This is a genomic window from Amycolatopsis cynarae, from assembly GCF_026802195.1.
Taxonomy (GTDB): domain Bacteria; phylum Actinomycetota; class Actinomycetes; order Mycobacteriales; family Pseudonocardiaceae; genus Amycolatopsis_E; species Amycolatopsis_E rhizosphaerae.
In genome coordinates this window covers 2,056,493-2,081,422 of record NZ_CP113836.1, presented here as the reverse complement: position 1 = coordinate 2,081,422, position 24,930 = coordinate 2,056,493, and the positions used below count along the sequence as shown (strand labels likewise).

20 protein-coding genes and 3 rRNA genes are annotated in these 24,930 nt (G+C 68.3%); 4 read left to right on the top strand and 19 right to left on the bottom strand.

Going from position 1 to position 24,930, the window contains the following annotated elements; all coding sequences use genetic code 11:
* Positions 1 to 20 precede the first annotated feature (20 nt).
* From ORV05_RS09860 to ORV05_RS09830, 7 genes are all read right to left on the bottom strand, one after another.
* Positions 21 to 860 carry a segregation and condensation protein A gene (locus tag ORV05_RS09860; protein ID WP_268758141.1) on the bottom strand — a complete coding sequence of 280 codons (840 nt, stop codon included), beginning with the start codon at positions 858 to 860 and terminating at the stop codon, positions 21 to 23.
* Positions 861 to 883: 23 nt separating this feature from the next.
* Complete coding sequence (locus ORV05_RS09855) at positions 884 to 1,279, bottom strand: cobyrinic acid ac-diamide synthase (RefSeq protein ID WP_186382482.1); 396 nt, start codon at positions 1,277 to 1,279, stop codon at positions 884 to 886.
* A complete protein-coding gene (locus ORV05_RS09850; RefSeq protein WP_268758140.1) occupies positions 1,276 to 2,244 on the bottom strand; it encodes a ParA family protein in 969 nt (322 codons plus the stop codon). Before ORV05_RS09850 ends, ORV05_RS09855 begins: the two co-directional genes overlap by 4 nt.
* 89 nt (positions 2,245 to 2,333) lie before the next feature.
* A complete protein-coding gene (gene xerD / locus ORV05_RS09845; RefSeq protein WP_268759748.1) occupies positions 2,334 to 3,236 on the bottom strand; it encodes a site-specific tyrosine recombinase XerD in 903 nt (300 codons plus the stop codon).
* Between the two features lie 161 nt (positions 3,237 to 3,397).
* Positions 3,398 to 4,501 carry an ISAs1 family transposase gene (locus ORV05_RS09840; RefSeq protein WP_268754146.1) on the bottom strand — a complete coding sequence of 368 codons (1,104 nt, stop codon included), beginning with the start codon at positions 4,499 to 4,501 and terminating at the stop codon, positions 3,398 to 3,400.
* 253 nt (positions 4,502 to 4,754) lie between these two features.
* On the bottom strand, positions 4,755 to 5,387 hold the full coding sequence (locus tag ORV05_RS09835) for an NUDIX domain-containing protein (RefSeq protein ID WP_268758139.1): 633 nt from the start codon (positions 5,385 to 5,387) through the stop codon (positions 4,755 to 4,757).
* Complete coding sequence (locus ORV05_RS09830; RefSeq protein WP_268758138.1) at positions 5,384 to 7,081, bottom strand: CTP synthase; 1,698 nt, start codon at positions 7,079 to 7,081, stop codon at positions 5,384 to 5,386. Before ORV05_RS09830 ends, ORV05_RS09835 begins: the two co-directional genes overlap by 4 nt.
* A gap of 59 nt (positions 7,082 to 7,140) precedes the next feature.
* Here ORV05_RS09830 and aroA point away from each other — a divergent pair, with 59 nt between their 5' ends.
* Positions 7,141 to 8,460 (top strand): 3-phosphoshikimate 1-carboxyvinyltransferase, encoded by a 1,320-nt coding sequence (aroA, locus tag ORV05_RS09825; protein ID WP_407652735.1) that lies wholly within the window; start codon positions 7,141 to 7,143, stop codon positions 8,458 to 8,460.
* A 42-nt stretch (positions 8,461 to 8,502) separates the two neighbouring features.
* Here aroA and ORV05_RS09820 read toward each other — a convergent pair whose 3' ends face one another.
* A complete protein-coding gene (locus ORV05_RS09820) occupies positions 8,503 to 9,336 on the bottom strand; it encodes a helix-turn-helix domain-containing protein (RefSeq protein WP_268758136.1) in 834 nt (277 codons plus the stop codon).
* 116 nt (positions 9,337 to 9,452) lie between these two features.
* On the opposite strand from ORV05_RS09820, the gene ORV05_RS09815 reads away from it, so the two are divergent.
* Together ORV05_RS09815 and ORV05_RS09810 are read left to right on the top strand one after the other, a co-directional pair.
* The gene (locus tag ORV05_RS09815) at positions 9,453 to 10,517 is read left to right on the top strand and encodes an aldo/keto reductase (RefSeq protein ID WP_268758135.1); all 1,065 of its coding nucleotides are present in this window, start codon (positions 9,453 to 9,455) and stop codon (positions 10,515 to 10,517) included.
* Positions 10,518 to 10,632: 115 nt separating this feature from the next.
* A complete protein-coding gene (locus ORV05_RS09810; protein ID WP_268758134.1) occupies positions 10,633 to 10,827 on the top strand; it encodes a hypothetical protein in 195 nt (64 codons plus the stop codon).
* Positions 10,828 to 10,842: 15 nt separating this feature from the next.
* Here the strand turns inward: ORV05_RS09810 and ORV05_RS09805 are convergent, their stop codons facing one another.
* From ORV05_RS09805 to ORV05_RS09770, 8 genes are all read right to left on the bottom strand, one after another.
* Positions 10,843 to 11,790 (bottom strand): copper transporter, encoded by a 948-nt coding sequence (locus tag ORV05_RS09805; RefSeq protein WP_268758133.1) that lies wholly within the window; start codon positions 11,788 to 11,790, stop codon positions 10,843 to 10,845.
* Positions 11,787 to 12,971, bottom strand: coding sequence for a putative cytokinetic ring protein SteA (gene steA / locus ORV05_RS09800; protein WP_268758132.1), 1,185 nt, complete (start codon positions 12,969 to 12,971; stop codon positions 11,787 to 11,789). The genes ORV05_RS09805 and steA overlap by 4 nt, the downstream gene beginning before the upstream one ends.
* A 119-nt stretch (positions 12,972 to 13,090) precedes the next feature.
* Positions 13,091 to 14,899: a DNA repair protein RecN gene (recN, locus tag ORV05_RS09795; protein ID WP_268758131.1), complete on the bottom strand. Its 1,809-nt coding sequence runs from the start codon at positions 14,897 to 14,899 to the stop codon at positions 13,091 to 13,093.
* A 50-nt stretch (positions 14,900 to 14,949) separates the two neighbouring features.
* On the bottom strand, positions 14,950 to 15,831 hold the full coding sequence (locus tag ORV05_RS09790) for an NAD kinase (RefSeq protein WP_268759747.1): 882 nt from the start codon (positions 15,829 to 15,831) through the stop codon (positions 14,950 to 14,952).
* A 26-nt stretch (positions 15,832 to 15,857) separates the two neighbouring features.
* Positions 15,858 to 16,670, bottom strand: coding sequence for a TlyA family RNA methyltransferase (locus ORV05_RS09785; RefSeq protein ID WP_268758130.1), 813 nt, complete (start codon positions 16,668 to 16,670; stop codon positions 15,858 to 15,860).
* A gap of 3 nt (positions 16,671 to 16,673) precedes the next feature.
* The gene (locus ORV05_RS09780) at positions 16,674 to 16,886 is read right to left on the bottom strand and encodes a hypothetical protein (protein ID WP_268760094.1); all 213 of its coding nucleotides are present in this window, start codon (positions 16,884 to 16,886) and stop codon (positions 16,674 to 16,676) included.
* Between the two features lie 9 nt (positions 16,887 to 16,895).
* Positions 16,896 to 17,921, bottom strand: a complete 1,026-nt coding sequence (locus ORV05_RS09775) for an HAD-IIA family hydrolase (RefSeq protein WP_268758129.1) — start codon at positions 17,919 to 17,921, stop codon at positions 16,896 to 16,898.
* Positions 17,908 to 18,651 (bottom strand): tetratricopeptide repeat protein, encoded by a 744-nt coding sequence (locus tag ORV05_RS09770; protein WP_268758128.1) that lies wholly within the window; start codon positions 18,649 to 18,651, stop codon positions 17,908 to 17,910. Before ORV05_RS09770 ends, ORV05_RS09775 begins: the two co-directional genes overlap by 14 nt.
* Positions 18,652 to 18,756: 105 nt before the next feature.
* Here ORV05_RS09770 and ORV05_RS09765 point away from each other — a divergent pair, with 105 nt between their 5' ends.
* Positions 18,757 to 19,347 carry a hypothetical protein gene (locus ORV05_RS09765; protein WP_268758127.1) on the top strand — a complete coding sequence of 197 codons (591 nt, stop codon included), beginning with the start codon at positions 18,757 to 18,759 and terminating at the stop codon, positions 19,345 to 19,347.
* 352 nt (positions 19,348 to 19,699) lie between these two features.
* Here the strand turns inward: ORV05_RS09765 and rrf are convergent.
* The 3 genes from rrf to ORV05_RS09750 form a co-directional block, all read right to left on the bottom strand.
* Positions 19,700 to 19,816: ribosomal RNA gene (gene rrf / locus ORV05_RS09760) — 5S ribosomal RNA — on the bottom strand.
* Positions 19,817 to 19,899: 83 nt separating this feature from the next.
* Positions 19,900 to 23,010: ribosomal RNA gene (locus ORV05_RS09755) — 23S ribosomal RNA — on the bottom strand.
* 326 nt (positions 23,011 to 23,336) lie between these two features.
* A 16S ribosomal RNA gene (locus tag ORV05_RS09750) occupies positions 23,337 to 24,855 on the bottom strand.
* Together the 16S, 23S and 5S rRNA genes form the textbook arrangement of a ribosomal RNA operon.
* Between the last annotated feature and the right edge of the window lie 75 nt (positions 24,856 to 24,930).

Here is a 24,930-nt window from a genome sequence, read left to right as displayed (position 1 = left end):
GGCCGCTTCCTCCTCGGGGCTCACCCGTACTCCTCTTCCTCCACGCGGGCACGATCGTGCTCCGCCGCTTCCGTGGCCTGCTCGAGCGAACCGCCGATCCAGCGCACGCTGAGCGGGCCCAGTGCCTCGTCCTGGTCGAACTGCACGGCCGCTTCGCGGTACAGCTCCAGCAGCGCCAGGAACCGGGCCACCACCTCGACCGTGTGCTCGCAGTCCGCCACCAGTTCGCCGAACGTCGCGGTGCCCGCCTCGGCCAGCCGCACCCGCAGCAGCGCCGCGTGCTCGCGCACCGACACCCGCCCCATGTGCAGGTGGTCCAGCGACACCGTCGGCGGCGGCTTGGGCCGGAACACCGCGAGCGCGATCTCGGCGAACTTCCCCGGGTCGACCCCGAGCATCACCTCGGGCAGCAGGCCCACGTACCGCTCTTCGAGCGCCACCGAGCGCGGGTACCGGCGCAACGCCCCGGCCTCCAGCTCCGCGAACAGCTCCGCGACCTGCTTGTACGCCCGGTACTGCAGGATACGGGCGAACAGCAGGTCCCTGGCCTCCAGCAGCGCCAGATCCTCTTCGTCCTCCACCTCGGCGGCGGGCAGCAACCGGGCCGCCTTGAGGTCGAGCAGGGTGGCCGCGACCACCAGGAACTCGGTGGTCTCGTCCAGGTCCCACTGCGGGCCCAGCGCTCGGGTGTAGGCGATGAAATCGTCGGTGACCTGGTGCAGCGCGACCTCGGTGACGTCGAGCTGGTGCTGGGAGATCAGCTGCAGCAACAGGTCGAAGGGGCCCTCGAAATTGGCCAGCCGGACCTTGAACTTCGACGGCGAAGCCTCGCCGGCGGCGGGCTCCGGCTGGGCGGTCACCCCAGCCGGCTCCCCTGTGCCACTCACGAGCCGGAAGCTTCCTCGATGTCGAGCTGCCCCTCCCGCAGCCGCTGGACCAGCACCGACTCTGACCCGTGCTGCTCGAAATCGGCGAGCAGCACCGCGACCGCCTCGCGCACCAGCCGGCCCCGGTCGATCGCCAGCCCGTACGTGGCGCGCAGCGCCAGCCGGGCCTGCTCCATCGCGACCAGTTCCTCACCCGACACGTACACCGTGATCTTCGAGTCGTGCTTCTGCCGCCCCGAACCCCGCCGCGCCGCGCCGTCGCGGCCCAGTTGCTCGCGGCGTCCCTCGGTGCCCGGGCGGGGCGCCTCGGCGGGACGCGCCGAGTCCGGGGAGGGAGTGCTGGTCAGGCGGAAGAGTTCGGAAGCCCCGGGCAGGGAGGCTCGCCTGCTCACCGAGCGATCACCTCGCGGGCCAGCGCGCGATACGCCTGCGCACCGGCCGATTTGGGAGCCCAGGTGGTGATCGGTTCGCCCGCCACGGTGGTCTCGGGGAACCGCACGGTGCGGTTGATCACCGTGTCGAACACGGTATCGCCGAAGGCTTCGACCACCCGCGCCATGACCTCTCTCGAGTGCAGGGTTCTCGGGTCGAACATGGTGGCCAGGATGCCGGTGATGTCCAGTTTGGGGTTCAAGCGCTCGCGTACCTTCTCGATCGTGTCGATCAACAAAGCCACGCCCCGCAGGCTGAAGAACTCGCACTCCAGCGGGATGATCACGCCGTCCGCGGCCGTGAGCGCGTTCACCGTGAGCAACCCGAGCGATGGCTGGCAATCGACCAGAACATAGTCGTAGTCCCTCAGCACCGGTTGCAGCACCCGGAGCAAGGTGTGCTCACGCCCGACCTCGGCCACCAGCTGGACCTCGGCGGCGGAGAGGTCGATGTTGCTCGGCAGCAGGTCCATGCCCTCGATCTTGGTCCTGCGCAGCACGTCGTCGGCGGTGACCGCGCGTTCCATGATCGCGTTGTAGACGGTCTGCTCGAGCTCGTGCGGCTGCACCCCGAGGCCGACCGAGAGCGCACCCTGCGGGTCGAAGTCGACCAGCAGCACCCGGCGGCCGTACTCGGCGAGCGCGGCACCCAGGTTGATGGTCGAGGTGGTCTTCCCGACGCCGCCCTTCTGGTTGCACATCGCGAGCACCTGCGCGGGCCCGTGCCGCTCGAGCAGCGGCGGATCGGGAATCGCCCGCAGCGGTCTGCCGGTCGGGCCCACCTGGGGCTTGCCGTTCACCTTGGCGGGCGGCACGGCCTTGTCCACGGCCTCGCGTTCCCCCTCTTTTGCGATGGTCAGCTGGCTGGGGTTCGCGCCGGCCGACCTGGCCGGGCCCGGGCTGGCCGGTGGCTGAGTTGTCGACATGGCGCGAAAGCTCCTCGTTCGACGGGTCGTCGGCAGCCTATTCGGCAGGACGTTTGTCGCCAAAGCGGCTCGCCGTGCCGGCGCGATGATCAACCCAGGGCCCGAGGGTGGGCGGTAGCATATATCTCACGGAGTGTGTTCACCGTCACCAGGGTGTAGACCTGTGTCGTGGTCACCGAGGCGTGCCCGAGCAGCTCCTGCACAACCCGGACATCGGCCCCGCCCTCCAGCAGATGGGTGGCGAAGGAGTGCCGCAGGGTGTGCGGGGAAACCCCGGCGGACAGCCCGGCCCGCTCGGCGTTGGTCTTGAGCACCTGCCAGGCGCTCTGCCGGGAAAGGCGGCTGCCCCGGGCGTTGAGGAACAGCGCCGGGGTACCCCGGCCTCGCCGGGCCAGCACCGGCCGCGCCCGCACGAGGTAGGCCTCGACCGCCTCCAGCGCGGGCCTGCCCACCGGGACGAGCCGCTGCTTGCCGCCCTTGCCGTCGAGCAGCACGGTGCGGTCGCGGGTGTCCACGTCGTCGACGTCGAGCCCGACCGCCTCGGAAATCCGTGAGCCGGTGGAATACAGCAGTTCCAGCAGCGCCCGGTCGCGTAGCGCGCGCTCCCCCTCGGTGCCGGGCATGTCCAGCAGGCGGAGCACGTCCGGCACCGGCAGTGCCTTGGGCAGCCGCCGGGCCGTGGCGGGCGGGCGTACCTCGCGGGCCGGGTCGTCCTCGGTGATGCCGTCGAGGTGGGCGAACCGGTGCAGGCCACGCACCGCCACCAGCGCCCTGGCCGCCGACGAGGCGGCCAGTCGTGGAAGGTCTCCGTCGCCCTCCCGCAGGGCCGCACCGAAGGCGGTCACGTCGGCCTCGGCGATGCGGGCGAAGTCGGTGACCCCGGCGCGCTCCAGGTACGAGACGTAACGACGAAGATCACGCGCGTAGCCGTCGAGCGTGTTGCGGGCCGTCCCGCGCTCCACCGCGAGGTGGTCGAGATAGGCCGTAACCACCTGTGCCACCGGGATGCCGCGCCCCACGTCCGCCACGGCCTCGACCCTAGCCCTGCCCGCAAGCACCCCGTGCCGCCTCGGGCCCCTCGCCGCGGAGGAGGGGGCGCAGCCGTGAGGGGTCCCCTCACTGTCGTATCGGCCAGGGTTCCGGCAAAGTCGTGTTAGGGGAGGTGGAGGAGGGTGAGTGGTCGGTTGTGGTTGCGGGCGGTGTGGCGTAGTGCGGCGGCGATGTTGGTGGCGCCGTTGAGGCGGTGTGTGCTGATGGCGAGGTTGCGCAGGCTGGCCATGACGCGGGGTGCGGTGCCGGTGCGGATGCGGGAGGTGTCTTCGCCGTAGGTGACGTCGCGGACCCAGTGCAGTCTGTTTTCGATGCCCCAGTGATCGCGGATGTGGGTGGCTAGTTGGGTTGGTGTGTCGGTCAGGCTGGTGATGCCCAGGACTGTTTCGGTGTGGGTGCGGCCGTTGGTGTGGGTGGTGTGGCGGTGTAGGCGCCAGACTTGGCGGGCGTGGGGGAAGCGGATGCCTTCTGGGGTGGGTAGGACCTGGATGGTGCGGCGTTCGTGGCGGCCGTGCCCGGTGCAGGTGTCTGTGTGTGCGGGGGTGGTGGTCCAGGGCAGGGGGATGAGTTTGTCCAGCAGGTAGCGGCGGTTGCCTTTGACGGGGAAGAGGTAGTCGGCGCCGCGTTCGGTGAGGTAGCGGGCGTGGTGGGCGGTGGTGTGCAGGGCGTCGGCGGTGATGATGGCGCCTGTGAGGTCGATGCGGTCCAGTAGTGGGGCGAACCAGGCGACTTCGCTGTCTTTGCCGGGTAGCTGGGCTTGGGCCAGCACGGTGCCGCTGTCGCGGTCGAAGGCGGCCAGAAGATGCACCGGGCGGCCGTCATGGCGGCGGCCGCCGCGCACGGTTTTGCCGTCCACCGCGATCGCGGGGCGCTTGTTCTGGGGCTGGGGTTGCTGGGCCAGGCGTTCCTGCAGCCAGGCGCCGATCGCGGCGTCCACTGCCTCGCCGTCGACTTGTTGCAGGGTGCGCCGCAGGGTGGCCTCGTCCGGTGCCACCAGTCGGTTGGCTTTGCGGTCGTGGCGGGCTCCCAGCCGCGCCAGGTCCGCTTGCGCGGCGTCGGCGGCCCATTCGCCGATCGCGGTAAAGGAACGGCATCCCGCGCACACTGCCGCTGCGGCGATCAGCAGGATCGAGCGCAGCGTATGGCGCACACCGCGGGGTTTGCGCGGGTCCGGCACCACATCCAGGTGATCAGCCAGATCCCACACCTGCACAGGCTCTGGAACAGACCCGTCAGGGGTCAGACGATCAAAACCAGCAACGGTGGGGCATGATGCAACGGCAGGCACGGCTCTCTCGCATGATCAAGGGTCTTCGACAAACCACATGATCAACTAGAGACCGTGCCTGCCCTGCAACCAGGCCCAACACGACTTTGCCGGGACCCTGGTCGTATCGACTGTGAGGGGACCCCTCACGGCGCGGGAAGCCACCGCCCGAGCAGGGCGCGGCCCCCGCCGCTCAGCGGATGCGGTGGGCGAAGGTGGTGGGCCGGTCGGGCCAGGGAGCGTCGGCCGCCCGGGCCGGGAGCCCGCCGGTGAGCACCGCGTGCGCGGCGAGCACACCGGCCACCGTGGCCCCGTTGACCAGTTCCCCGGCCAGCGCCATCCGGACCGCCTCCGGCAGCGGCACCCGGCGCACCACCAGGTCGGCCTCCTCGTCGTCGTGACCGAGCGGGTCACGGTCCACAACGGACAGTTCACGGGCGAGGAACACGCGCACCACCTCGTCGGTGAACCCCGGCGAGGCCGCCACGTCGACCAGCGTGTCCCACCGTGCCGCGGTCAGCCCGGCCTCCTCCACCAGCTCCCGGCGGGCCGCCTCGACCGGGGACTCCCCGTCGGCGTCGAGCAGCCCGGCGGGCAGTTCCCAGATGCGGCGGCGCAGCGGGTGCCGGTACTGGTGGATCAGCGTGAGCGAGCCCTCGTCGTCGAGCGCGGCGATGGCCACCGCACCGAGGTGCTCGACCACCTCGCGGCGGGCCACCGTCCCGCCCGGCATGACCACGTCGTCCACCCGCAGCCCCACCACACGTCCGATGTGGACATCGGTGCTGGACACGACGGGGAAGTCGTGCGCGCCGGGTTCGGTCACCGCACGCTCGCCGTGGGCTCGGGCAGCTCCACCGGCAGCCGGTCCGCGGTGCGGTACTTCACCGCGGCGGCGATGAAGGCGTCGAACAGCGGGTGCGGCCGGGTCGGCCGGCTCTTGAGCTCGGGGTGCGCCTGGGTGCCCACGAAGAACGGGTGCACCTCCTCCGGCAGCTCCACGAACTCCACCAGCCGGTTGTCCGGCGAGGTGCCGGAGAACACCAGGCCCGCTTCGGAGAGCCGCTTGCGGTAGGCGTTGTTGACCTCGTAGCGGTGCCGGTGCCGTTCGGACACCTCGGTGGTGCCGTAGGCCTTGGCCACCTGGGAACCCGGCAGCAGCTTCGCCGGGTAGGCGCCGAGCCGCATGGTGCCGCCCATGTCCCGCTCCCCGGCGATGACGTCCTTCTGGTCGGCCATCGTGGAGATCACCGGCTCCGTGGTCTCGTCGAACTCCGCGGAGTTGGCACCTTCGATGCCCGCCAGGTTGCGCGCCGCCTCGATGACCATGCACTGCAGGCCCAGGCACAGCCCGAGCACCGGGATGCCGCGGGTGCGCGCGTAGGTGATGGCCCCGATCTTGCCCTCGATCCCGCGCACGCCGAACCCGCCCGGCACCAGCACACCGTCCACACCGGACAGGGCGTGGGCGGCGCCGGAGGGAGTGGTGGCCTCGTCGGAAGCGACCCAGACGATCTCCACCTTGGCCCGGTGCGCGAACCCGCCGGCGCGCAGCGCTTCGGTCACCGAAAGATAGGCGTCGGGGAGGTCGATGTACTTGCCCACGAGCGCGATCCGCACCGTTTCGGCGGGATTGTGCACGCGCTCGAGCAGATCGCCCCACACCGTCCAGTCGACGTCACGGAAGGGCAGGCCGAGCCGCCGCACGACGTAGGCGTCGAGCGCCTCGCGGTGCAGGACCTTCGGGATGTCGTAGATGGACGAAGCGTCGGGGCAGGCGATGACGGCCTCGTTGTCCACGTCGCACATCAGCCCGATCTTGCGCTTGAGGTCCTCGGGCAGGTCGCGGTCGGCCCGGCAGACCAGCGCGTCGGGCTGGATGCCGATGTTGCGCAGGGCCGCCACGGAGTGCTGGGTGGGCTTGGTCTTCAACTCGCCGGACGGTGCCAGGTAGGGCACCAGGGACACGTGCAGGAAGAAGCAGTTGTCGCGGCCGATCTCGTGCCGCACCTGGCGGCAGGCCTCCAGGAAGGGCAGCGATTCGATGTCGCCGACGGTGCCGCCGACCTCGGTGATGACCACGTCGGGGCGAAGGCCCGTGCCGTCGGACTCCGCGACGGCCATGATGCGCCGCTTGATCTCGTCGGTGATGTGCGGGATCACCTGGACGGTGTCGCCGAGGTACTCCCCGCGCCGTTCCTTGGCGATGACCTCCGAATAGACCTGCCCGGTGGTGACGTTGGCCGAGCCGGAGAGGTCCCGGTCGAGGAACCGCTCGTAGTGGCCGATGTCGAGGTCGGTCTCGGCGCCGTCCTCGGTGACGAAGACCTCGCCGTGCTGGAAGGGGTTCATGGTGCCCGGATCCACGTTCAGATAGGGATCCAGTTTCTGCATCGTGACCCGGAGGCCACGGGAGGTAAGGAGTTGACCCAGGCTCGAGGCGGTGAGTCCCTTACCCAGTGAGGAGGCGACGCCTCCGGTGACAAAGACGTACTTGGCTGTCCGCGGCTGAAGTCCCACGGGCTTCCACCCTATCGCACCCTGCCCCGGACGTTCGCCTGCCTCACCGGCATAGTTCGATGTCGACAGGCAGGTTTCCCCGAGGAGGAGAAGCATTCGTGGCCGGAAACACAGCGAACACGTGGTCGGCACCGGTGGCGTCCGGCCCGCTGGAGGCGAGCGTGCGCGTCCCCGGCTCGAAGTCGATCACCAACCGGGCCTACGTCCTGGCCGCGCTGTCCGCGGAGCCCACCCTGGTGCGCAGGCCGCTGGATTCCCGGGACGCACGGCTCATGCTGGGCGCGCTGACCGCGCTCGGCGCCACCACCGAACCCGGCGGGGAGGACGTGCTCGTCCGGCCGATGGCGCCCTCGGGTACCGATCCGGTCTCGGTCGCGCTCGGCAACGCCGGAACGGTAGCGCGGTTCACCCCGGCGCTGGCGGGCCTGGGCTCGCGGCCGGTGCTGTTCGACGGGGACGAGGCGATCCGCCGGCGGCCGATCGCCCCGCTGCTGCGGGCCCTGACCGAACTCGGCGTGGACATCGACGACGGGGGCCGTGGCGCCCCGCCGTTCACGGTGCGGGGCCACGGCGGCATCGCCGGTGGCAAGGTGGAACTGGATTCCCGCGCCTCCAGCCAGTTCCTGTCGGCACTGCTGCTGGCGGGCCCGTCCTTCGGCTCGGGTGTCACGGTGCGCCTGATCGGCGGCGCCCCGCCCAGCGAACCGCACATCGCGATGACACTCGACCTGCTGCGGCGGTTCGGCGCCGCGCCGGAGCGCTCCGGCACCGAGTTCCACGTGCCGCCCGCCCGGCTGTCCTGCCCCGACTACACCGTGGAACCGGACCTGTCCACGGCGGCGCCGTTCGTGGTGGCGGCCGCGGTGGCCGGGGGCCGGGTGCGCCTGGAGGGCTGGCCCGAGGAAACCACCCAGCCGGGTGACTGGCTACGGGGGCTGCTCACCGATCTGGGCCAGGGCGTCGAACTGGACGCCGGGGGCCTGACCGTCACCGGTACCGGCAGCATTCCCGGGGCCCGGCTGGACCTGCACGAGGTGGGCGAGCTGACCCCGGTGGTGGCGGCGATGCTGTGCTTCGCCGAGGGTCCCTCCGTCATCTCCGGCGTGGCGCACCTGCGCGGGCACGAAACCGACCGGCTGGCCGCGCTGGCCACCGAGCTGTCCGGCCTGGGCGCCGGGGTCGCCGAGACCGAGGACGGCCTGAAGATCACCCCGGCCCCGCTGCACGGCGGCGTCTTCCACACCTACGAGGATCACCGGCTCGTGATGGCCGCGGCGGTGCTGGGCCTGCGCGTGCCCGGCGTGCTCGTCGAGAACCCCGCGACGGTCGGGAAGACCTTCCCCGGTTTCACCGGCGCCTGGGGGGCGATGCTCGCCTGAGGCCAGGCTCAGCCGACTCCGGCGAGGTGGTGGACCTCGGCGTCACCCTGCGCACAACCGGTCCAATGCCGACCGGCTCTCGTCGTCCGCGGCGCGGTAGATCAGCAACCGCTGGTCCTGATCCTGAAGCGGCATGAGCACTTCGAAGTCCACGGCGATCACACCGGCTTCGGGATGCCGCAGCTCCTTGCGCCCGCGGCCGTTGACCTCGACGTCTCGCTCACCCCACCAACGCGCGAATTCGTCGTCACGAGCGATGAATTCGGTGATGAGGTCGGTCAACGGCTGATCCTCCGGATGCGCGGCCCAGGCGGCACGCAGGTGCGCGATCCCCTGTCGCACGACGCGTTCGCGGTCGACATAGAGCTCACGCATCGCCGGATGCATCAGGCACAACCACATCGAATTGCGCTGTGACGACGGCAGGGCGTCGAAATCCAGGAGCAGCCTCGCCATTTCGCCGTTCCAGGCCAGGATGTCGTAGCGGTGGTTCATCAGCATGGCCGGTAGCGGCGACAGGTCGGCCACCAGGCGGGCCAGCGACGGCGCCGCGGTGGTGGCGAGCTTGCCGTCGCCGCGGGGGCGCTGTCGGGCCAGGCCGAAGAGATAGGCGCGTTCGTCGGGAGTCAGGCGCAGCGCCCTGGCCAGCGCCTCCACCACGTCCGCCGAGGGCCGCAGGCCACGGCCCTGTTCCAGCCGCACGATGTAGTCGGTACTGATCCCAGCCAGTTCGGCGACCTCTTCGCGGCGCAGTCCCGGGGTCCGCCGGGCCTGCCGGCGCAACGGCAGGCCGAAATCGAGTGGGTCGAGGCGTTCGCGCCGGGTCCGCAGGAACGCGGCCAACTCCTGTGTCGTCTCCACGGTGCGAGTGATCACGTTCGAGCCAACAACCCGGGTAGGAAAGGTGTTCCCAGGAACTTCCTTCCCTTATCCCCGGCTCGTGGCGGCCGCAGACTTGTTTTCGCCAATAGATCACAAGCACAGGAGGCACGATGCCGCTCACCCTCGACACCTACCGGCTGCTGGGCCGCTCCGGGCTGCGGGTCTCACCGCTGGCGCTCGGTGCGGCGACCTTCGGCACCGAGTGGGGCTGGGGCGCCGGGCAGGACGATGCGCGCAAGTTGTTCGACCTCTACGTCGAGCGCGGCGGCAACTTCATCGACACCGCCAACACCTACACCAATGGCAGCTCCGAGCGCATGCTGGGCGAATTCACCCGCGACAACCGCGAAAGCCTGGTGCTGGCCACGAAATACACCACGCTGCGCCGGCCGGGCGATCCGAACTCCGGGGGCGCTCACCGCAAGAGCCTGTTCACGTCGGTGGAAGCCAGTCTGCGGCAGCTGAACACGGACTACATCGATCTGCTCTTCCTGCACGTGTGGGATTTCACGACGCCGGTCGAGGAGATCCTGCGCGGCATGGACGATCTGGTCCGGCAGGGCAAGGTCCTGTACGTGGCGATCTCCAACGCCCCGGCCTGGCAGGTGTCGCGCATGCAGGCGATCGCCGACCTGCGCGGCTGGTCGCCGCTGGTCGCGCTGCAGATCGAATACAACCTGGCCGACCGCGCCGGGGAACGAGACCTGATCCCCATGGCACGCGAGATGGGGCTGGGTGTGATCCCGTACTCGCCGCTGGCCGGCGGGGTGCTCACCGGCAAGTACAGCCGCGCCGACCTGACCGCGGCGAACGTCGCCTCCGACGACGGCACCCGCAAGAGCTTCAACTTCGCCCTGGGCACGCTCACCGAACGCAACCTCGCCATCGCCGAGGTCGTGAAGGAGGTCGCCACGGAACTGGGCCGCACACCCGCCCAGGTCGGGCTGGCCTGGACCCTGCAGAACCCGGGCGTGACGGCACCGATCATCGGCGCCCGCACCCCCGGGCAACTGGAGGACAACCTGGGCGCGCTGGAGGTCGACTTCACGCCCTCCCAGCTGGCCCGTCTCGACGAGGCCAGCGCGATCGAACTCGGCGCTCCGCACGACCTGCTCGCCAGTGACCACATCCGTACTGTGCTCAAGGGCGACCTGAAGATCGAAACCCGCCGCTGACCCGGGTCACGGCCGATAGGCTCACCGCATGCGTTGCCCCATGTGCGGTTCGGATCGGTTGAGCCCCCTCGGACAGCTGAGGGTTCCGAATCCGGGGCAGTACGGCCCCGGGCTCATGCGCCTGAAGTTCCGCCGTCCGGGCTTCTTCAAGCCCCGGCCCGAGTTCACCGCCCCCTTCGCCCGCGCGTGCCGAGACTGCGGTGCGCTGCTCCCCTTCCTCGACGAACAGTCCCGGCGGCTGCTGGACGAGAGCGCCGATCAGTTGCGCGAGGACGAGGACTGGGAAGCGGAAGACGACCACCAAGCCTGAGGGGCTGTTCGCGGGTCAGCTGCGGGCGGGCGCGACACCCGGCGCCGGGGCCTGGGCGTTGCCCGCGATGCCGTACCGGCCCGCACCGCCGTCGAGCTGTTCCTTCAGCGCGAGGATGGTCGCGATCCGGCCCGCCGCCGTGTTCACGTTGTCCACAGTGGATAACACCGAGGTGGCCGAGGTGTCGGCACGGACGAAACCGATGGCTCCGCTACCCTCCGCCGAACCGGGATCACCGGCCAGCACCGTGCCCGCCCCCGAGCGGTCCAGCTGGGTGGCGAACCGGGCGAGGGTGGCGGCGCGGTCCCCCGCGCCATCCCCGGCGGCCTGCCCGCTGGTGAGGACGACGGCCAGCTGCGCCGGGCCCAGGCCCTGCGTCGCCTTGACGAAACCGCCGTCGGTGAGTCCGCCGATCGCCGCCGCCAGCTCGGCCGAGGTCGACTGCGGCCGCGCGGTCTGCTTGTCGAGCAACAGCACCGACCCGGCCAGCGCCCCGGCGAGGGTGCCCGGGTCACCGGCGGTCGGGAAGGAGGAACCCGCGGGCTGCAGCCGCGTCACCAGTTGCCGCAACTGGTCCGCTTTGGACGGATCGGTGAACGCCGAGGTCAGCTGCAGCTCGCCGGTCACGGTCGCGCCCGACTGCTGGATCAGCTGCCGCACCGCGTCCCGGTCGGCCGGGCTCGCGGTGTCGGTGGTGATCAGGACGACGGTGCGCTGGTCCAGTGCGCCCTGCACGATCTTCGGCCCCATGGCACCGGCGAAGGAGTCCGCGTCCGTCAACCGCGCGTCGAGCGCGTTGCGCTGGGCCTGCAGATCGGAAACCTGGCTGGCGAGCTGTCCCTTTTCGCCGGACAGCCCGGACAGCAGCGAACCGCTCAGCGCGGTCGAACCGAGCACTACCCCGACCGCCAGCGCGAGGAACACCGAGGCGACCGAAACGATGTGGTACCGGAGGGAAATCACGCGAAGAACCCCTTGAGCCAGCCGATGAACGAATTCCAGTAGCCGGCCAGCGTGTGCAGGTAGACGTCCCCGACGTTCGAGGTCAGCAGGGCCACCGCGACCACCGCGAGCGCGGCCAGTACCAGCAGCAGCACCGCCGGGAGCGAAACCCGGCTGCGGTGCAGGGCCGCCACCGCCTTGCCGTCGACCAGCTTCGTGCCGAGCTTGAGTCTGGTGAGGAAGGTGGACGGGTTGGAGCCCGACCGGCCGTGGTCGAGGAATTCCCGCAGGGTCGCCTGGAAACCGACGGTGACCACGAGCCCCGCCTCGTGGCGGTCGGCGATGAGCAGGGCGAGGTCCTCCGGGTTCCCGGAGGCGGGGAAGGTCACCGCACCGATCCCGAGGTCCTGGATGCGGGCCAGCCCCGGTGCGTGCCCGTCGGGCTGGGCCGGCACCACGACCTCGGCCCCCGCCTTCAGGGTTTCGGCGTCGATCCCGCTGGGATCGCCGACGATGATGTCCGGCTGGTAGCCCAGCTCCCGCAGCGTATCCGCCCCGGCATCCACGCCGATCAGCACCGGCCGATGCTCGGCGATGTACTTCTTCAGCGTCTTCAGTTCCGCGGCGTGCCCCTTGCCCGGGGCGACGACCAGGACGTGCCGGTCCCGCAGCGGCACCCGGACCTCGGGCACGCCGACCCCGTCCAGGATCAGCGTGCGCTCCCGGCGCAGGAACTCGATGGTGTTCGCGGAAAACGCTTCCAACTGGGTGGACATCCCCGCCTTTGCCTCGATCATCTGATCGGCGACGCTCTCCGGGGTCTGCTCGGCGCCGGAGGCGATCCGCCGCTCGCCCGCGTAGAGGACGCCCTCGTGCAGGCGGACCTTGGCACCGTCCTTGAGCCGGTGGAACACCTCGGCACCGACCCCGTCGACCAGCGGGATGCCCGCCCCCACCACGATTTCGGGCCCCAGGTTGGGAAAACGGCCGGAGATCGAGGGCGAAGCGTTGAGCACCGCCGCAACCCCGGCCTCGACCAGCGCGCCGGCCGTGGCGCGGTCGAGATCGATCTGGTCGAGCACGACGATGTCGCCGGGGCCTACCCGGCGAAGAAGCTCGCGGGTGCGCCGGTCCACCCGGGCCACCCCGGTGATCCCGGGCAGGGTTTCGGTGTGGCGCGTGAGCAGTCCGGTGAGCTTCATGCGAGTGATGGTGACAAACGGGGAACGCAACCCCGGTTTCAACACGCCGTAACAATGGGTGTTTCTGTGCGTGATCTTCCCAGGTCCCTCCCCCGGAAGGGGGTGTCGCCTTGAAAGCGCTACCGCGACGAACCGCGCTTGCGCGCGCTCTTCGACGACCGGGCCTTGCTCTCCTTCTCCGCCGCGAGCTTGTCCGCCTCCGCCACCGCGAGCAGCTCTTCGGCATGGGCGCGGCCCGACTCGGTGCCCTCCATCCCGGCCAGCATCCGCGCCAGTTCCCGCACCCGCTCCGAAGGTTCGAGCGTGCGCACGTCGCTGCGCGTCACCCCCTCCGCGGTGCCCTTGTCCACCACCAGATGCCGGTCGGCGAACGCCGCGACCTGCGGCAGGTGGGTGACCACCAGCACCTGGTGGCTGCGCGCGAGCCGGGCGAGCCTGCGCCCGATCTCCACCGCGGCCCGGCCGCCCACCCCGGCGTCGACCTCGTCGAAGACCAGGGTCTGCACGGTGTCGGCGTGGGCGAGCACCACCTCGATGGCCAGCATGACCCGGGACAGCTCACCGCCGGAGGCGGCCTTGTGCACCGGCAGCGCCGGCGCCGCGGCGTGGGCGCGCAGCAGCAGTTCCACCTCGTCGATCCCCTCGGAACCGGCGTGCACGAGTTCCCCGTCCACGGTCAGCGCCTGCGGATCGGCGGCGTCCGCGGGCCGCCGCTGGACCGTCACCTCGATCTGCGCCTGCCCCATCGCGAGCCCGGCCAGTTCCGTGGTGACCGCCTCGGCGAGTTCCGCCGCGGCCCGGGTGCGCGCCGCCGACACCGCCGTCGCCCGCTCCGCCAGCCGGGCCGCCAGCTCGTCGCGCCGCGCGGCGAGCTCCGCCAGCGCCTCCTCCGAAGTGTCCATCGTGGACAGCCGCGCCCGTGCGTCCGCCGCCCAGGCGAGCACCCCGTCCACGTCCGCCGCGTACTTGCGGGTCAGCTTCTTCAGCTCGGCCTGCCGGGCGAGCACCTGCTCGAGCCGTTCCGGATCGGCGTCGAGGCCGTCCAGATACGTGCTCAGCTCCGCACCGACGTCCGCCAGCAGTACCGCCGCCTCGGCGAGCCGCGGCTCCAGCTCCCGCAGCACCGGGTCCTCGGCGGTGGCCAGCCTTCGGCGTGCCTCACCGAGAAGCCCCAGTGCCCCCGGCTGGTCCGGATCCCCGTCGAGCGAGCCGGTCACCGCGGCCTGCGCGGCGCCCGCCGAGGTGCGCAGCTCGTCGGCCGCCGCGAGCCGCTTGACCTGTTCGGCGAGCTCGCCGTCCTCCCCGGCCTGCGGATCGACCGCGGCGATCTCGTCGAGCCCGTGCCGCAGCAGGTCCGCCTGCTGGGCCAGCTCCCGCGAGCGGTTTTGCCGCTGCGCCAGTTCCGCCACCACCGACAGCCACTCTTCGCGGATCTCCCGGTACTGGTGCAGCGGAGCGGCCACCGACTCCCCGGCGAACCGGTCGAGCACGGCACGCTGTTCGGCCGGGCGCAGCAACCGCAGCTGGTCGTTCTGCCCGTGCACCGCCAGCAGCCGGTCGGCCAGGTCGGCCAGCACGTTCACCGGCACGGAACGGCCGCCCAGGTGTGCTCGCGACCGCCCGTCCGCGGTCACCGAGCGCAGCGCGATCAGGCTGCCGTCGTCGTCGGCCTCACCGCCCGCGTTCGCCACGATCCGGGCGACGTGCCCGGCGAACACGCCCTCGAACCGGCCCTCGACCACCGCCTTTCCGGACCCGTTCCGCACCTTCGATGCCTCCGCGCGTCCGCCGGAGAGCAGGTGCAACCCGCTGACCACCATCGTCTTGCCCGCACCGGTCTCGCCGGTGACCACGGTGAATCCCGGGTGCAGTTCGAGCAGGGCGTCCTCGATCACTCCGAGGCCCTGGATGCGCATCTCGGCCAGCACGGCCCCCACCGTAGCCGCATCCGCCGACAGAACGACAGCGGATCCGGCGATCAGCGTGGGTGACGTTCCCGCCAGCTCTTCACCGGCAGCGCGAACTTGTGCACCAGGCGGTCGGTGAACGGCCCGGGCGACAGCCGGGCCAGCCGCACCGGGACCCGGCCCGACACCACCCGCACGGCGGCCCCGCCCGGCAGGTCGAAATGCCGCAGCCCGTCGCAGGTGAGCACCGCGGGCGAACCGTGCGGGTCCACCCCGACCGTGATCACGGAACTGCGGGACACCACCAGCGGCCGGGAGAACATCGCGTGCGCGTTGCTCGGCACGACCAGGAGCGCCTCGACATCGGGCCAGATGATCGGACCACCCGCGGAAAACGCGTACGCGGTCGAGCCGGTCGGGGTCGCACACAGCACACCGTCGCAGCCGAAGGCGGACACCGGACGCCCGTCGACCTCGATCAGGGCGTCGAGAATCCGCTCGCGGGAGCTCTTCTCCACGCTGGCCTCGTTGAGGGCCCACGTTTCGGCGACCAGTTCGCCGTCGACGGAGACGCTGACGTCGATCGTCATGCGCTCCTCCACGGTGTAGTCGCGGTCGACCACGCGGTGCACGGTCTCTTCGAGCGCGTCGGAATCGGCCTCGGTGAGAAAACCCACCCGGCCCAGGTTCACCCCGAGCACCGGGACCCCGGCCGGGCGCGCGATCTCCGCGGCACGCAGCAGGGTGCCGTCACCGCCGAGCACGAGCACCAGTTCGGCACCGGCGGCCGGATGGTCGTGCGGTGCGACCAGTGCGCAGCGCGCACCGTCGGCGCCCTGCTCGACGAGCTCACGCACCTCCTCGTCGGTGACCCGCAGGCCGATGCCCGCGGCGGCGAAGCGAGCAGCGACCTTCTGGGCCGCCTCGCGGGTGGTCTCCCGGTCGGGGTGCATGACGAGCAGCACCTCGCGATCTCGGTTCACTGAGGGCCCTTTCCGACCGCGATCCGCACCATGTTCTCCACACTGTCCACATCGGACCCCGCTCGGCGCAGCCAGGCGAAGTACTCGACATTGCCCGAAGGACCGGGCAGCGGGCTGGCCACCACTCCGTGCGCGTGCAGGCCCAGCGCCTCCGCCGCGGCGAGCACCTCGAGCACCGCCTGGACCCGCAGCTCCGGGTCCCGCACCACGCCGCCGCTGCCCAGCCGTTCCTTGCCGACCTCGAACTGCGGTTTGATCATCGGCAGCAGATCGGCCCCGGGCACGGTGCAGGCGGCCAGCGCGGGCAGCACCAGGCGCAGTGAGATGAACGACAGATCCCCGACCACGAGCTCGACCGGGCCGCCGAGCTGTTCGGGGGTGAGGTTGCGCACGTTGGTCCGGTCCAGCACGACGACCCGCTCGTCGGTCTGCAGCCGCCAGTCGAGCAGTCCGCGGCCGACATCCGCGGCGATCACCGTCCGCGCGCCACGGCGCAGCAGGACGTCGGTGAAGCCCCCGGTGGACGCCCCGGCGTCCAGGCATCGCTTCCCGACAACGGACAGCCCGCGCGGTTCGAATTCCTCGAGGGCGCCCAAGAGCTTATGGGCGCCGCGAGAAGCCCAGCCGGGGTCCTCGCCGGCGCCGCGCACGACGATCGCCTCGCCGGTCTCCACTCCGGTGGCCGGTTTGGTCGCGACCATGCCGCGCACGGTCACCTTGCCCTCGGCGATCAGCGCACTGGCCTGTTCACGGGACCGGGCGAGGCCCCGGCGGACGAGTTCGGCGTCGAGGCGGGCCCTACGGGGCATCGCTCAAACCTTGTCGATGCTGGACAGGGCGAAGGTCAGCTCGGTGTGGACCGCCTCGAACCGGTCCACGTGCCCGGCCAGCGACACGCGGTCCAGGTTTTCGAGCCCGGCCATCGCCTCGTCGATTCCCGCTCGCGGATCGGCCTGCTGCGGCGCGGCCGGCGGCGGCCCGGGCACCGGGCGGGGTGCCCCACTGAACGGACTTTGCTGTTGCACGGCTCCACGCTAACCGATCGCCTCGGCGCCGGACGCGAGCCCCAGCTCCGCCAGCGCCACGGCCGCCCGGTCATCGGCCGCGCCCACCTCGGCGTGTCCCGACTCCCACGCGACACCGCACAGCGCGCGGAGCAGGTCCAGCGCATCGGTGGAGCCGGTGGAGGCGGCGACGAGCCGTCCGCCGTCCGCGGTGACCCGCCATCCTTCCCGCGGCCCCACCGCCAGCGCGCTCGCCGGTTCGATCAAGGCGGTGAGGTCGGCCGCGAGGTAGCGCGGGCGCTCGGCGGGACCCGCCGCGAGCAGCCCGGCCGGGGTGGCCACCCCGGTGAGCACCGCGAGGGAATCGAGCCCGGCGGCCACGGCGCCCGCGATGTCGGTGTCCAGGCGGTCGCCGACCACCAGGGCGCGTACCGCCCCGGCGGAGGCCGCGGCGGTACGCAACAGCGGGGCAGCGGGCTTTCCGGCCACCTCGGGCTCGGCGCCCGTCGCCGTCCGCAGAGCCATCACCATGGACCCGTTTCCGGGCAGCTGTCCCCGCTCCGTGGGCAGGGTGGCGTCCACGTTGCAGGCCACCCACAGCGCGCCCGCCCGGATCGCCACGGAGGCCTCGGCCAGGTGCCGCCAGCCGGTCTCGGTCCAGTGGCCCTGCACCACGGCGGCCACGCCATCGCCTGCCTCGCGCACCGCGCGCAGCCCGGCCGCTTCGACCTCCGCCACCAGCGCGGGTGCGCCGACGACGAGCACCGGCGTTCCGCCGGGCAGCCGCTCGGCCAGCAGCCTGGCGCCCGCCTGGGCGCTCGTGCTGACCTCCGCGGCCTCGGCGTCGATGGCCATTTCGCGCAGATGCGCGGCCACCTCACCCGGCGCCTTGGAGGCGTTGTTGGTGACGAACCGGACCCGATTCCCGCGCTCGCGCAGCTTGCGGACCGTCTCCGCGACGCCGGGGATGGGACGGGCACCGTGGTAGACGGTGCCGTCCAGGTCGAGCAGCATGGCGTCGTACAGCGACGACACCAGGTCGTCAGGCTTGCTCATCCGAACTGTCATCCTGTCCTTCGACGGGCTCGTCCGCAGGCTTCGGGTTCGCCAGCTCCTCGGCGCGCTCGCCCGCGTCGGTCTGTTCGTCCGTGTCGGCCTCGGCCGCGGCCAGGAACCAGCGCACGGCCTCCTCGCGGCGACCTGCCACCGCCAGGTTGTCCGCGTAGGCGTAGAACAGCCGTGCACTCCACGGATCCCGCTTGGCCGGGTCGAGGTCGTCTCCCTGCAAGGAAACCACCGCGGCGTCGAGCTGGCCGAGGTCACGGCGGGCACCAGCGGCCACGATCCGGAGTTCGACCTCCACCTCGCGCGGCAGCGGGCGGCCCGCGACCTCCTTGGCCAGGTCCAGCGCCCGCTCCGGCCGGCCGAGAGCACGCTCGGCGTCGGCGATCACGGCGACGTGCTGGTCGGTCCTGGTCATCCGCCGCACGGCCCTCAACTCGGACAGTGCTTCGGCCCAGTGACCGGCGTGATAGGACACGAGGCCGAGCGCCTCCCGCACGATCGGCACCCGGGACGCCTTCGTCTTGGCGTAACGGGCGTGCACGAGTGCCGCTTCCGGGTCGGTGTCGATCAGGCCACCGGCCGCCACCAGGTGCTTGCCGACGGTCTCGGCCAGTCCCCGGGGCAGCGTGCGCAGGTCCCGCCGCGCTTCCTCGTCGAGGTCGGCGAAGTCGATGTCCTCGGGCAGCTCCGGTGCCTCCAGCAGTTCCCGGGCCAGTGCCACGTCCTCGGCCGTCTGCTCCGCGGGCGAGTCCTCCAGGCCCCGTCGAGGCGCCGGACGGCGCTCGGGGGCACGGCGGTTGTCCTCACGCGGGCCGCGCCGGTCGTTGTGACGGGCCGCGGCGGACCGCTGGTTCTCGTCACGGCGCTCCCGGAAGCCGCCCTGTCGCTCGCTCTCGCGGGCAGGGCGACGTTCCTGGCCCTGGCCGCCGTCGAAGCGCTTGGTGCCGTCCCGGAATCCACCACGACGCTCGTCCTGCCGGAACCCGCCGGAGCGGGGGCCGTCATCGCGGAAGCCGCGACGGTCGGTGTCCCGGGGACCGGCCGACCTCCGGTCATCCCGGAAGCCCCCGGACCGCCGGTCTTCATCGCGCGGGCCACCGAAACGCTTGCTGTCGTCGCGGGAGCCACCCGAGCGCCGGTCATCGCTACGCGGACCACCAAAGCGCTTGCTGTCGTCGCGGGAGCCACCCGAGCGCCGGTCATCGCTACGCGGACCACCAAAGCGCTTGCTGTCGTCGCGGAAGCCACCCGAGCGCCGGTCATCGTCACGGCCACTCCGCGGATTCCCGCGATCGTTGTTCCAGGCGGGCCGGTCCCGGCGATCGCCGCCGGATCGGTCACGGTCCTTGCTCCACGAGGGTCGGTCCCCGCGGTCTCCTCCCCGTCGGCCCTCGGCCGAGCGGTGGTCTCCGCGTGAAGCGAACCCACGGTCACCGCTGTCGCTGCCTTCGCCGCGCCGGCGATCGGGGCGGTCGTATCCGCCGTCTCGATCTTGCTGACGCGGGCGGCCACCGTTGCCGCGGTCGTACTGCCCCGATTTACCGCTGCCGAACCCCCGCCTGTCACCACGCGGTGCGCCGGTGCGGCGCTGGTCGGGACCCGAGTCACGGCGTCGCGGGCGATCGGACGCGGCGTCGCCCTCAAAGTCGCGCCGTCCGAACTCCGCCACTGTTCCTCCTACCGAACTTCGAAACATCTCAAGCTGCACATGCGCAAAGGGCCCGCTAGGGCAGCCAACCGGCTATCCTAGCGGGCCCTTTGGAAAAGGTGTTCGGCGGTGTCCTACTCTCCCACACCCCTTCGAGTGCAGTACCATCGGCGCTGGTGGGCTTAGCTTCCGGGTTCGGAATGGAACCGGGCGTTTCCCCACCGCCATGACCACCGAAACATTATGATCACACACAACCACTATCCAATAAACAGGGTCGCGTGGTGTTTCAGAACCATAGAGTGGATGCGTAGCACCTTTGTAGACAAGTCCTCGGCCTATTAGTACCAGTCAACTCGAAAACACATTACTGTGCGTCCATTTCTGGCCTATCAACCCCATCGTCTCTAGGGGGCCTTAACCCACAAAGGGGTGGGAGACCTCATCTTGGAACAGGCTTCCCGCTTAGATGCCTTCAGCGGTTATCCCTTCCGAACGTAGCCAACCAGCCATGCCACTGGCGTGACAACTGGCATACCAGAGGTTCGTCCGTCCCGGTCCTCTCGTACTAGGGACAGCCTTCCTCAAGTCTCCTACGCGCGCGGCGGATAGGGACCGAACTGTCTCACGACGTTCTAAACCCAGCTCGCGTGCCGCTTTAATGGGCGAACAGCCCAACCCTTGGGACCTACTCCGGCCCCAGGATGCGACGAGCCGACATCGAGGTGCCAAACCATGCCGTCGATATGGACTCTTGGGCAAGATCAGCCTGTTATCCCCGGGGTACCTTTTATCCGTTGAGCGACACCCCTTCCACCAGGAGGTGCCGGATCACTAGTCCCGACTTTCGTCCCTGCTCGACCTGTCAGTCTCACAGTCAAGCTCCCTTGTGCACTTACACTCAACACCTGATTGCCAACCAGGCTGAGGGAACCTTTGGGCGCCTCCGTTACTCTTTAGGAGGCAACCGCCCCAGTTAAACTACCCACCAGGCACTGTCCCTGAACCGGATCACGGTCCGAGGTTCAGATTCCCAATCCGATCAGAGTGGTATTTCAACAACGACTCCACGAGAACTAGCGTCCCCGCTTCACAGTCTCCCACCTATCCTACACAAACCGAACCGAAAACCAATACCAAGCTATAGTAAAGGTCCCGGGGTCTTTCCGTCCTGCCGCGCGTAACGAGCATCTTTACTCGTAATGCAATTTCGCCGGGCCTGTGGTTGAGACAGCCGGAAAGTCGTTACGCCATTCGTGCAGGTCGGAACTTACCCGACAAGGAATTTCGCTACCTTAGGATGGTTATAGTTACCACCGCCGTTTACTGGCGCTTAAATTCTCAGCTTCGCCCCGAAAGGCTAACCGGTCCTCTTAACGTTCCAGCACCGGGCAGGCGTCAGTCCATATACATCGTCTTACGACTTCGCATGGACCTGTGTTTTTAGTAAACAGTCGCTTTCCGCTGGTCTCTGCGGCCAACTCACCCTAGCCCGCGAAGGGCTTCAAGTGCTTTGGCCCCCCTTCTCCCGAAGTTACGGGGGCATTTTGCCGAGTTCCTTAACCACAGTTCACCCGATCGCCTTAGTATTCTCTACCTGACCACCTGTGTCGGTTTGGGGTACGGGCCACACATGTTCTCGCTAGAGGCTTTTCTCGGCAGCATAGGATCACTCTACTTCACCTCAACGGCTACGCATCACGTCTCAGCCCATATGGAACACGGATTTACCTACGTTCCGGCCTACACGCTTACACCAGTACAACCACTCACTGGCGGAGCTACCTTCCTGCGTCACCCCATCGCTTAACTACTACACCATCAGGCCCCACGCTCACCAACCACCAATCCGAAGATCAGCAGCCAGCTCGGGTGGTTAGTATCCGGCGCCTCGCTATGGGCGAACACACGCGGGTACGGGAATATCAACCCGTTGTCCATCGACTACGCCTGTCGGCCTCGCCTTAGGTCCCGACTCACCCTGGGCAGATTAACTTGACCCAGGAACCCTTGGTCATCCGGCGGCAGAGGTTCTCACTCTGCATTCGCTACTCATGCCTGCATTCTCACTCCCACACCCTCCACCGCTAACTTACGTCACGGCTTCACTGGATGCAGGACGCTCCCCTACCCATCAACACGACTACACACAACCCACAAAGAGCTGCGCGGATCTATTGTGTCAATGACACGGCTTCGGCGGTGTGCTTAAGCCCCGCTACATTGTCGGCGCAGGACCACTTGACCAGTGAGCTATTACGCACTCTTTCAAGGGTGGCTGCTTCTAAGCCAACCTCCTGGTTGTCTGGGCAATCCCACATCCTTTCCCACTGAGCACACACTTCGGGGCCTTAGCCGGTGTTCTGGGCTGTTTCCCTCTCGACGACGAAGCTTATCCCCCGCCGTCTCACTGCCGCGCTCTCACTCTCTGGTATTCGGAGTTTGGTTGACTTCGGTAACCCGGTAAGGCCCCTAGGCCATCCAGTAGCTCTACCCCCAGAGAGAAACACACGACGCTGCACCTAAATGCATTTCGGGGAGAACCAGCTATCACGGAGTTTGATTGGCCTTTCACCCCTACCCACAACTCATCCCCCAGGTTTTCAACCCTGGTGGGTTCGGGCCTCCACACCGTCTTACCGGCGCTTCACCCTGGCCATGGGTAGATCACTCCGCTTCGGGTCTAGACCACGCGACTCAAACGCCCTATTCAGACTCGCTTTCGCTACGGCTACCCCACACGGGTTAACCTCGCCACGCAGCACTAACTCGCAGGCTCATTCTTCAAAAGGCACGCCATCACCCAAAGGCTCTGACGGCTTGTAGGCACACGGTTTCAGGTACTCTTTCACTCCCCTCCCGGGGTACTTTTCATCTTTCCCTCACGGTACTAGTCCGCTATCGGTCACCAGGAAGTATTTAGGCTTACCGGGTGGTCCCGGCAGATTCACAGCAAATTCCACGAGCTCGCTGCTACTCGGGAACACCATCACACAACACCAACACGACTTTCGCGTACGGGACTCTCACCCACTCCGGTCAACCATCCCAGGCTGTTCCACTAGCCGCGCAGCATCACGCCCAGACTGTCAGATCTGGGAAGACAGGTCCCACAACCCCGCACACACAACCCCTGACAGGTATCACATGCATACGGTTTAGCCTCCTCCGCTTTCGCTCGCCACTACTCACGGAATCACACTTGTTTTCTCTTCCTACGGGTACTGAGATGTTTCACTTCCCCGCGTTCCCTCCATACCGGCTATATATTCACCAGCAGGTAACACCTCATAACAGGTGCTGGGTTTCCCCATTCGGACACCCTCGGATCACAGCTCGGTTGGCAGCTCCCCGAGGCTTATCGCAGCCTCCCACGTCCTTCATCGGCTCCTGATGCCAAGACATCCACCATGTGCCCATAACAACTTGACCACAAAGATGCTCGCATCCACTCTACAGTTCTCAAACACCACACCAGAAACAACCACCCACCGGCAAAACCGGCCCAGGCGTGTTGCCTCAGGACCCAACAGTGCACCAACAAACACCAAACAACAGAACCCCATCCACACACTTTCCACGCCCCCACCAACAGGCAGAAACAGTACTCACGCGGGACAGCAAACCCTGCCGCCGGCATAAACCAGTAGTTCCACAATTCCTTGAGCGCCCAGACAGTGCCACATTCGGACACTAGGCCTGGCCACTCCACCACTCACCACCAAAAGCGGATCGGATGGATGTGTTGTGCTCCTTAGAAAGGAGGTGATCCAGCCGCACCTTCCGGTACGGCTACCTTGTTACGACTTCGTCCCAATCGCCAGTCCCACCTTCGACCACTCCCTCCCTTACGGGTTGGGCCGTGGGCTTCGGGTGTTACCGACTTTCATGACGTGACGGGCGGTGTGTACAAGGCCCGGGAACGTATTCACCGCAGCGTTGCTGATCTGCGATTACTAGCGACTCCGACTTCACGCAGTCGAGTTGCAGACTGCGATCCGAACTGAGACTGGCTTTAAGGGATTCGCTCCACCTCGCGGTATCGCAGCCCTCTGTACCAGCCATTGTAGCATGTGTGAAGCCCTGGACATAAGGGGCATGATGACTTGACGTCATCCCCACCTTCCTCCGAGTTGACCCCGGCAGTCTCCCGCGAGTCCCCGCCATTACGCGCTGGCAACACAGGACAAGGGTTGCGCTCGTTGCGGGACTTAACCCAACATCTCACGACACGAGCTGACGACAGCCATGCACCACCTGTACACCAACCACAAGGGAAACCGTATCTCTACGGCTGTCTGATGCATGTCAAGCCCAGGTAAGGTTCTTCGCGTTGCATCGAATTAATCCACATGCTCCGCCGCTTGTGCGGGCCCCCGTCAATTCCTTTGAGTTTTAGCCTTGCGGCCGTACTCCCCAGGCGGGGCGCTTAATGCGTTAGCTACGGCACGGACAACGTGGATGTCGCCCACACCTAGCGCCCAACGTTTACAGCGTGGACTACCAGGGTATCTAATCCTGTTCGCTCCCCACGCTTTCGCTCCTCAGCGTCAGTATCGGCCCAGAGACCCGCCTTCGCCACCGGTGTTCCTCCTGATATCTGCGCATTTCACCGCTACACCAGGAATTCCAGTCTCCCCTACCGAACTCAAGTCTGCCCGTATCGACCGCAAGCTGAAGGTTAAGCCTCCAGTTTTCACGGCCGACGCAACAAACCGCCTACGAGCTCTTTACGCCCAATAATTCCGGACAACGCTCGCACCCTACGTATTACCGCGGCTGCTGGCACGTAGTTAGCCGGTGCTTCTTCTCCAGGTACCGTCACTTGCGCTTCGTCCCTGGCGAAAGAGGTTTACAACCCGAAGGCCGTCATCCCTCACGCGGCGTCGCTGCATCAGGCTTTCGCCCATTGTGCAATATTCCCCACTGCTGCCTCCCGTAGGAGTCTGGGCCGTGTCTCAGTCCCAGTGTGGCCGGTCACCCTCTCAGGCCGGCTACCCGTCGTCGCCTTGGTAGGCCATCACCCCACCAACAAGCTGATAGGCCGCGGGCTCACCCTGCACCGCCGGAACTTTCCACCCCACACCATGCGGTGCGAAGTCGTATCCGGTATTAGACCCCGTTTCCAGGGCTTATCCCAGAGTGCAGGACAGATTACCCACGTGTTACTCACCCGTTCGCCACTCATCCACCACCGAAGTGGCTTCAGCGTTCGACTTGCATGTGTTAAGCACGCCGCCAGCGTTCGTCCTGAGCCAGGATCAAACTCTCCAACAATGTCAGAAAATCCGATCGACTCAAACAGTCAATCTCAAAGGAACCCAAAGGGTTCAAATATACAAAGCTCTACTG

Coding starts and splice junctions, on each gene's coding strand:
- ORV05_RS09850 (WP_268758140.1), bottom strand. CDS start 2,244: ATGTCGACAACTCAGCCACCGGCCAGCCCGGGCCCGGCCAGGTCGGCC.
- aroA (WP_407652735.1), top strand. CDS start 7,141: ATGTCGACAGGCAGGTTTCCCCGAGGAGGAGAAGCATTCGTGGCCGGA.
- ORV05_RS09815 (WP_268758135.1), top strand. CDS start 9,453: ATGCCGCTCACCCTCGACACCTACCGGCTGCTGGGCCGCTCCGGGCTG.
- ORV05_RS09810 (WP_268758134.1), top strand. CDS start 10,633: ATGCGCCTGAAGTTCCGCCGTCCGGGCTTCTTCAAGCCCCGGCCCGAG.
- steA (WP_268758132.1), bottom strand. CDS start 12,971: ATGAAGCTCACCGGACTGCTCACGCGCCACACCGAAACCCTGCCCGGG.
- ORV05_RS09790 (WP_268759747.1), bottom strand. CDS start 15,831: ATGCACCCCGACCGGGAGACCACCCGCGAGGCGGCCCAGAAGGTCGCT.
- ORV05_RS09785 (WP_268758130.1), bottom strand. CDS start 16,670: ATGCCCCGTAGGGCCCGCCTCGACGCCGAACTCGTCCGCCGGGGCCTC.
- ORV05_RS09775 (WP_268758129.1), bottom strand. CDS start 17,921: ATGAGCAAGCCTGACGACCTGGTGTCGTCGCTGTACGACGCCATGCTG.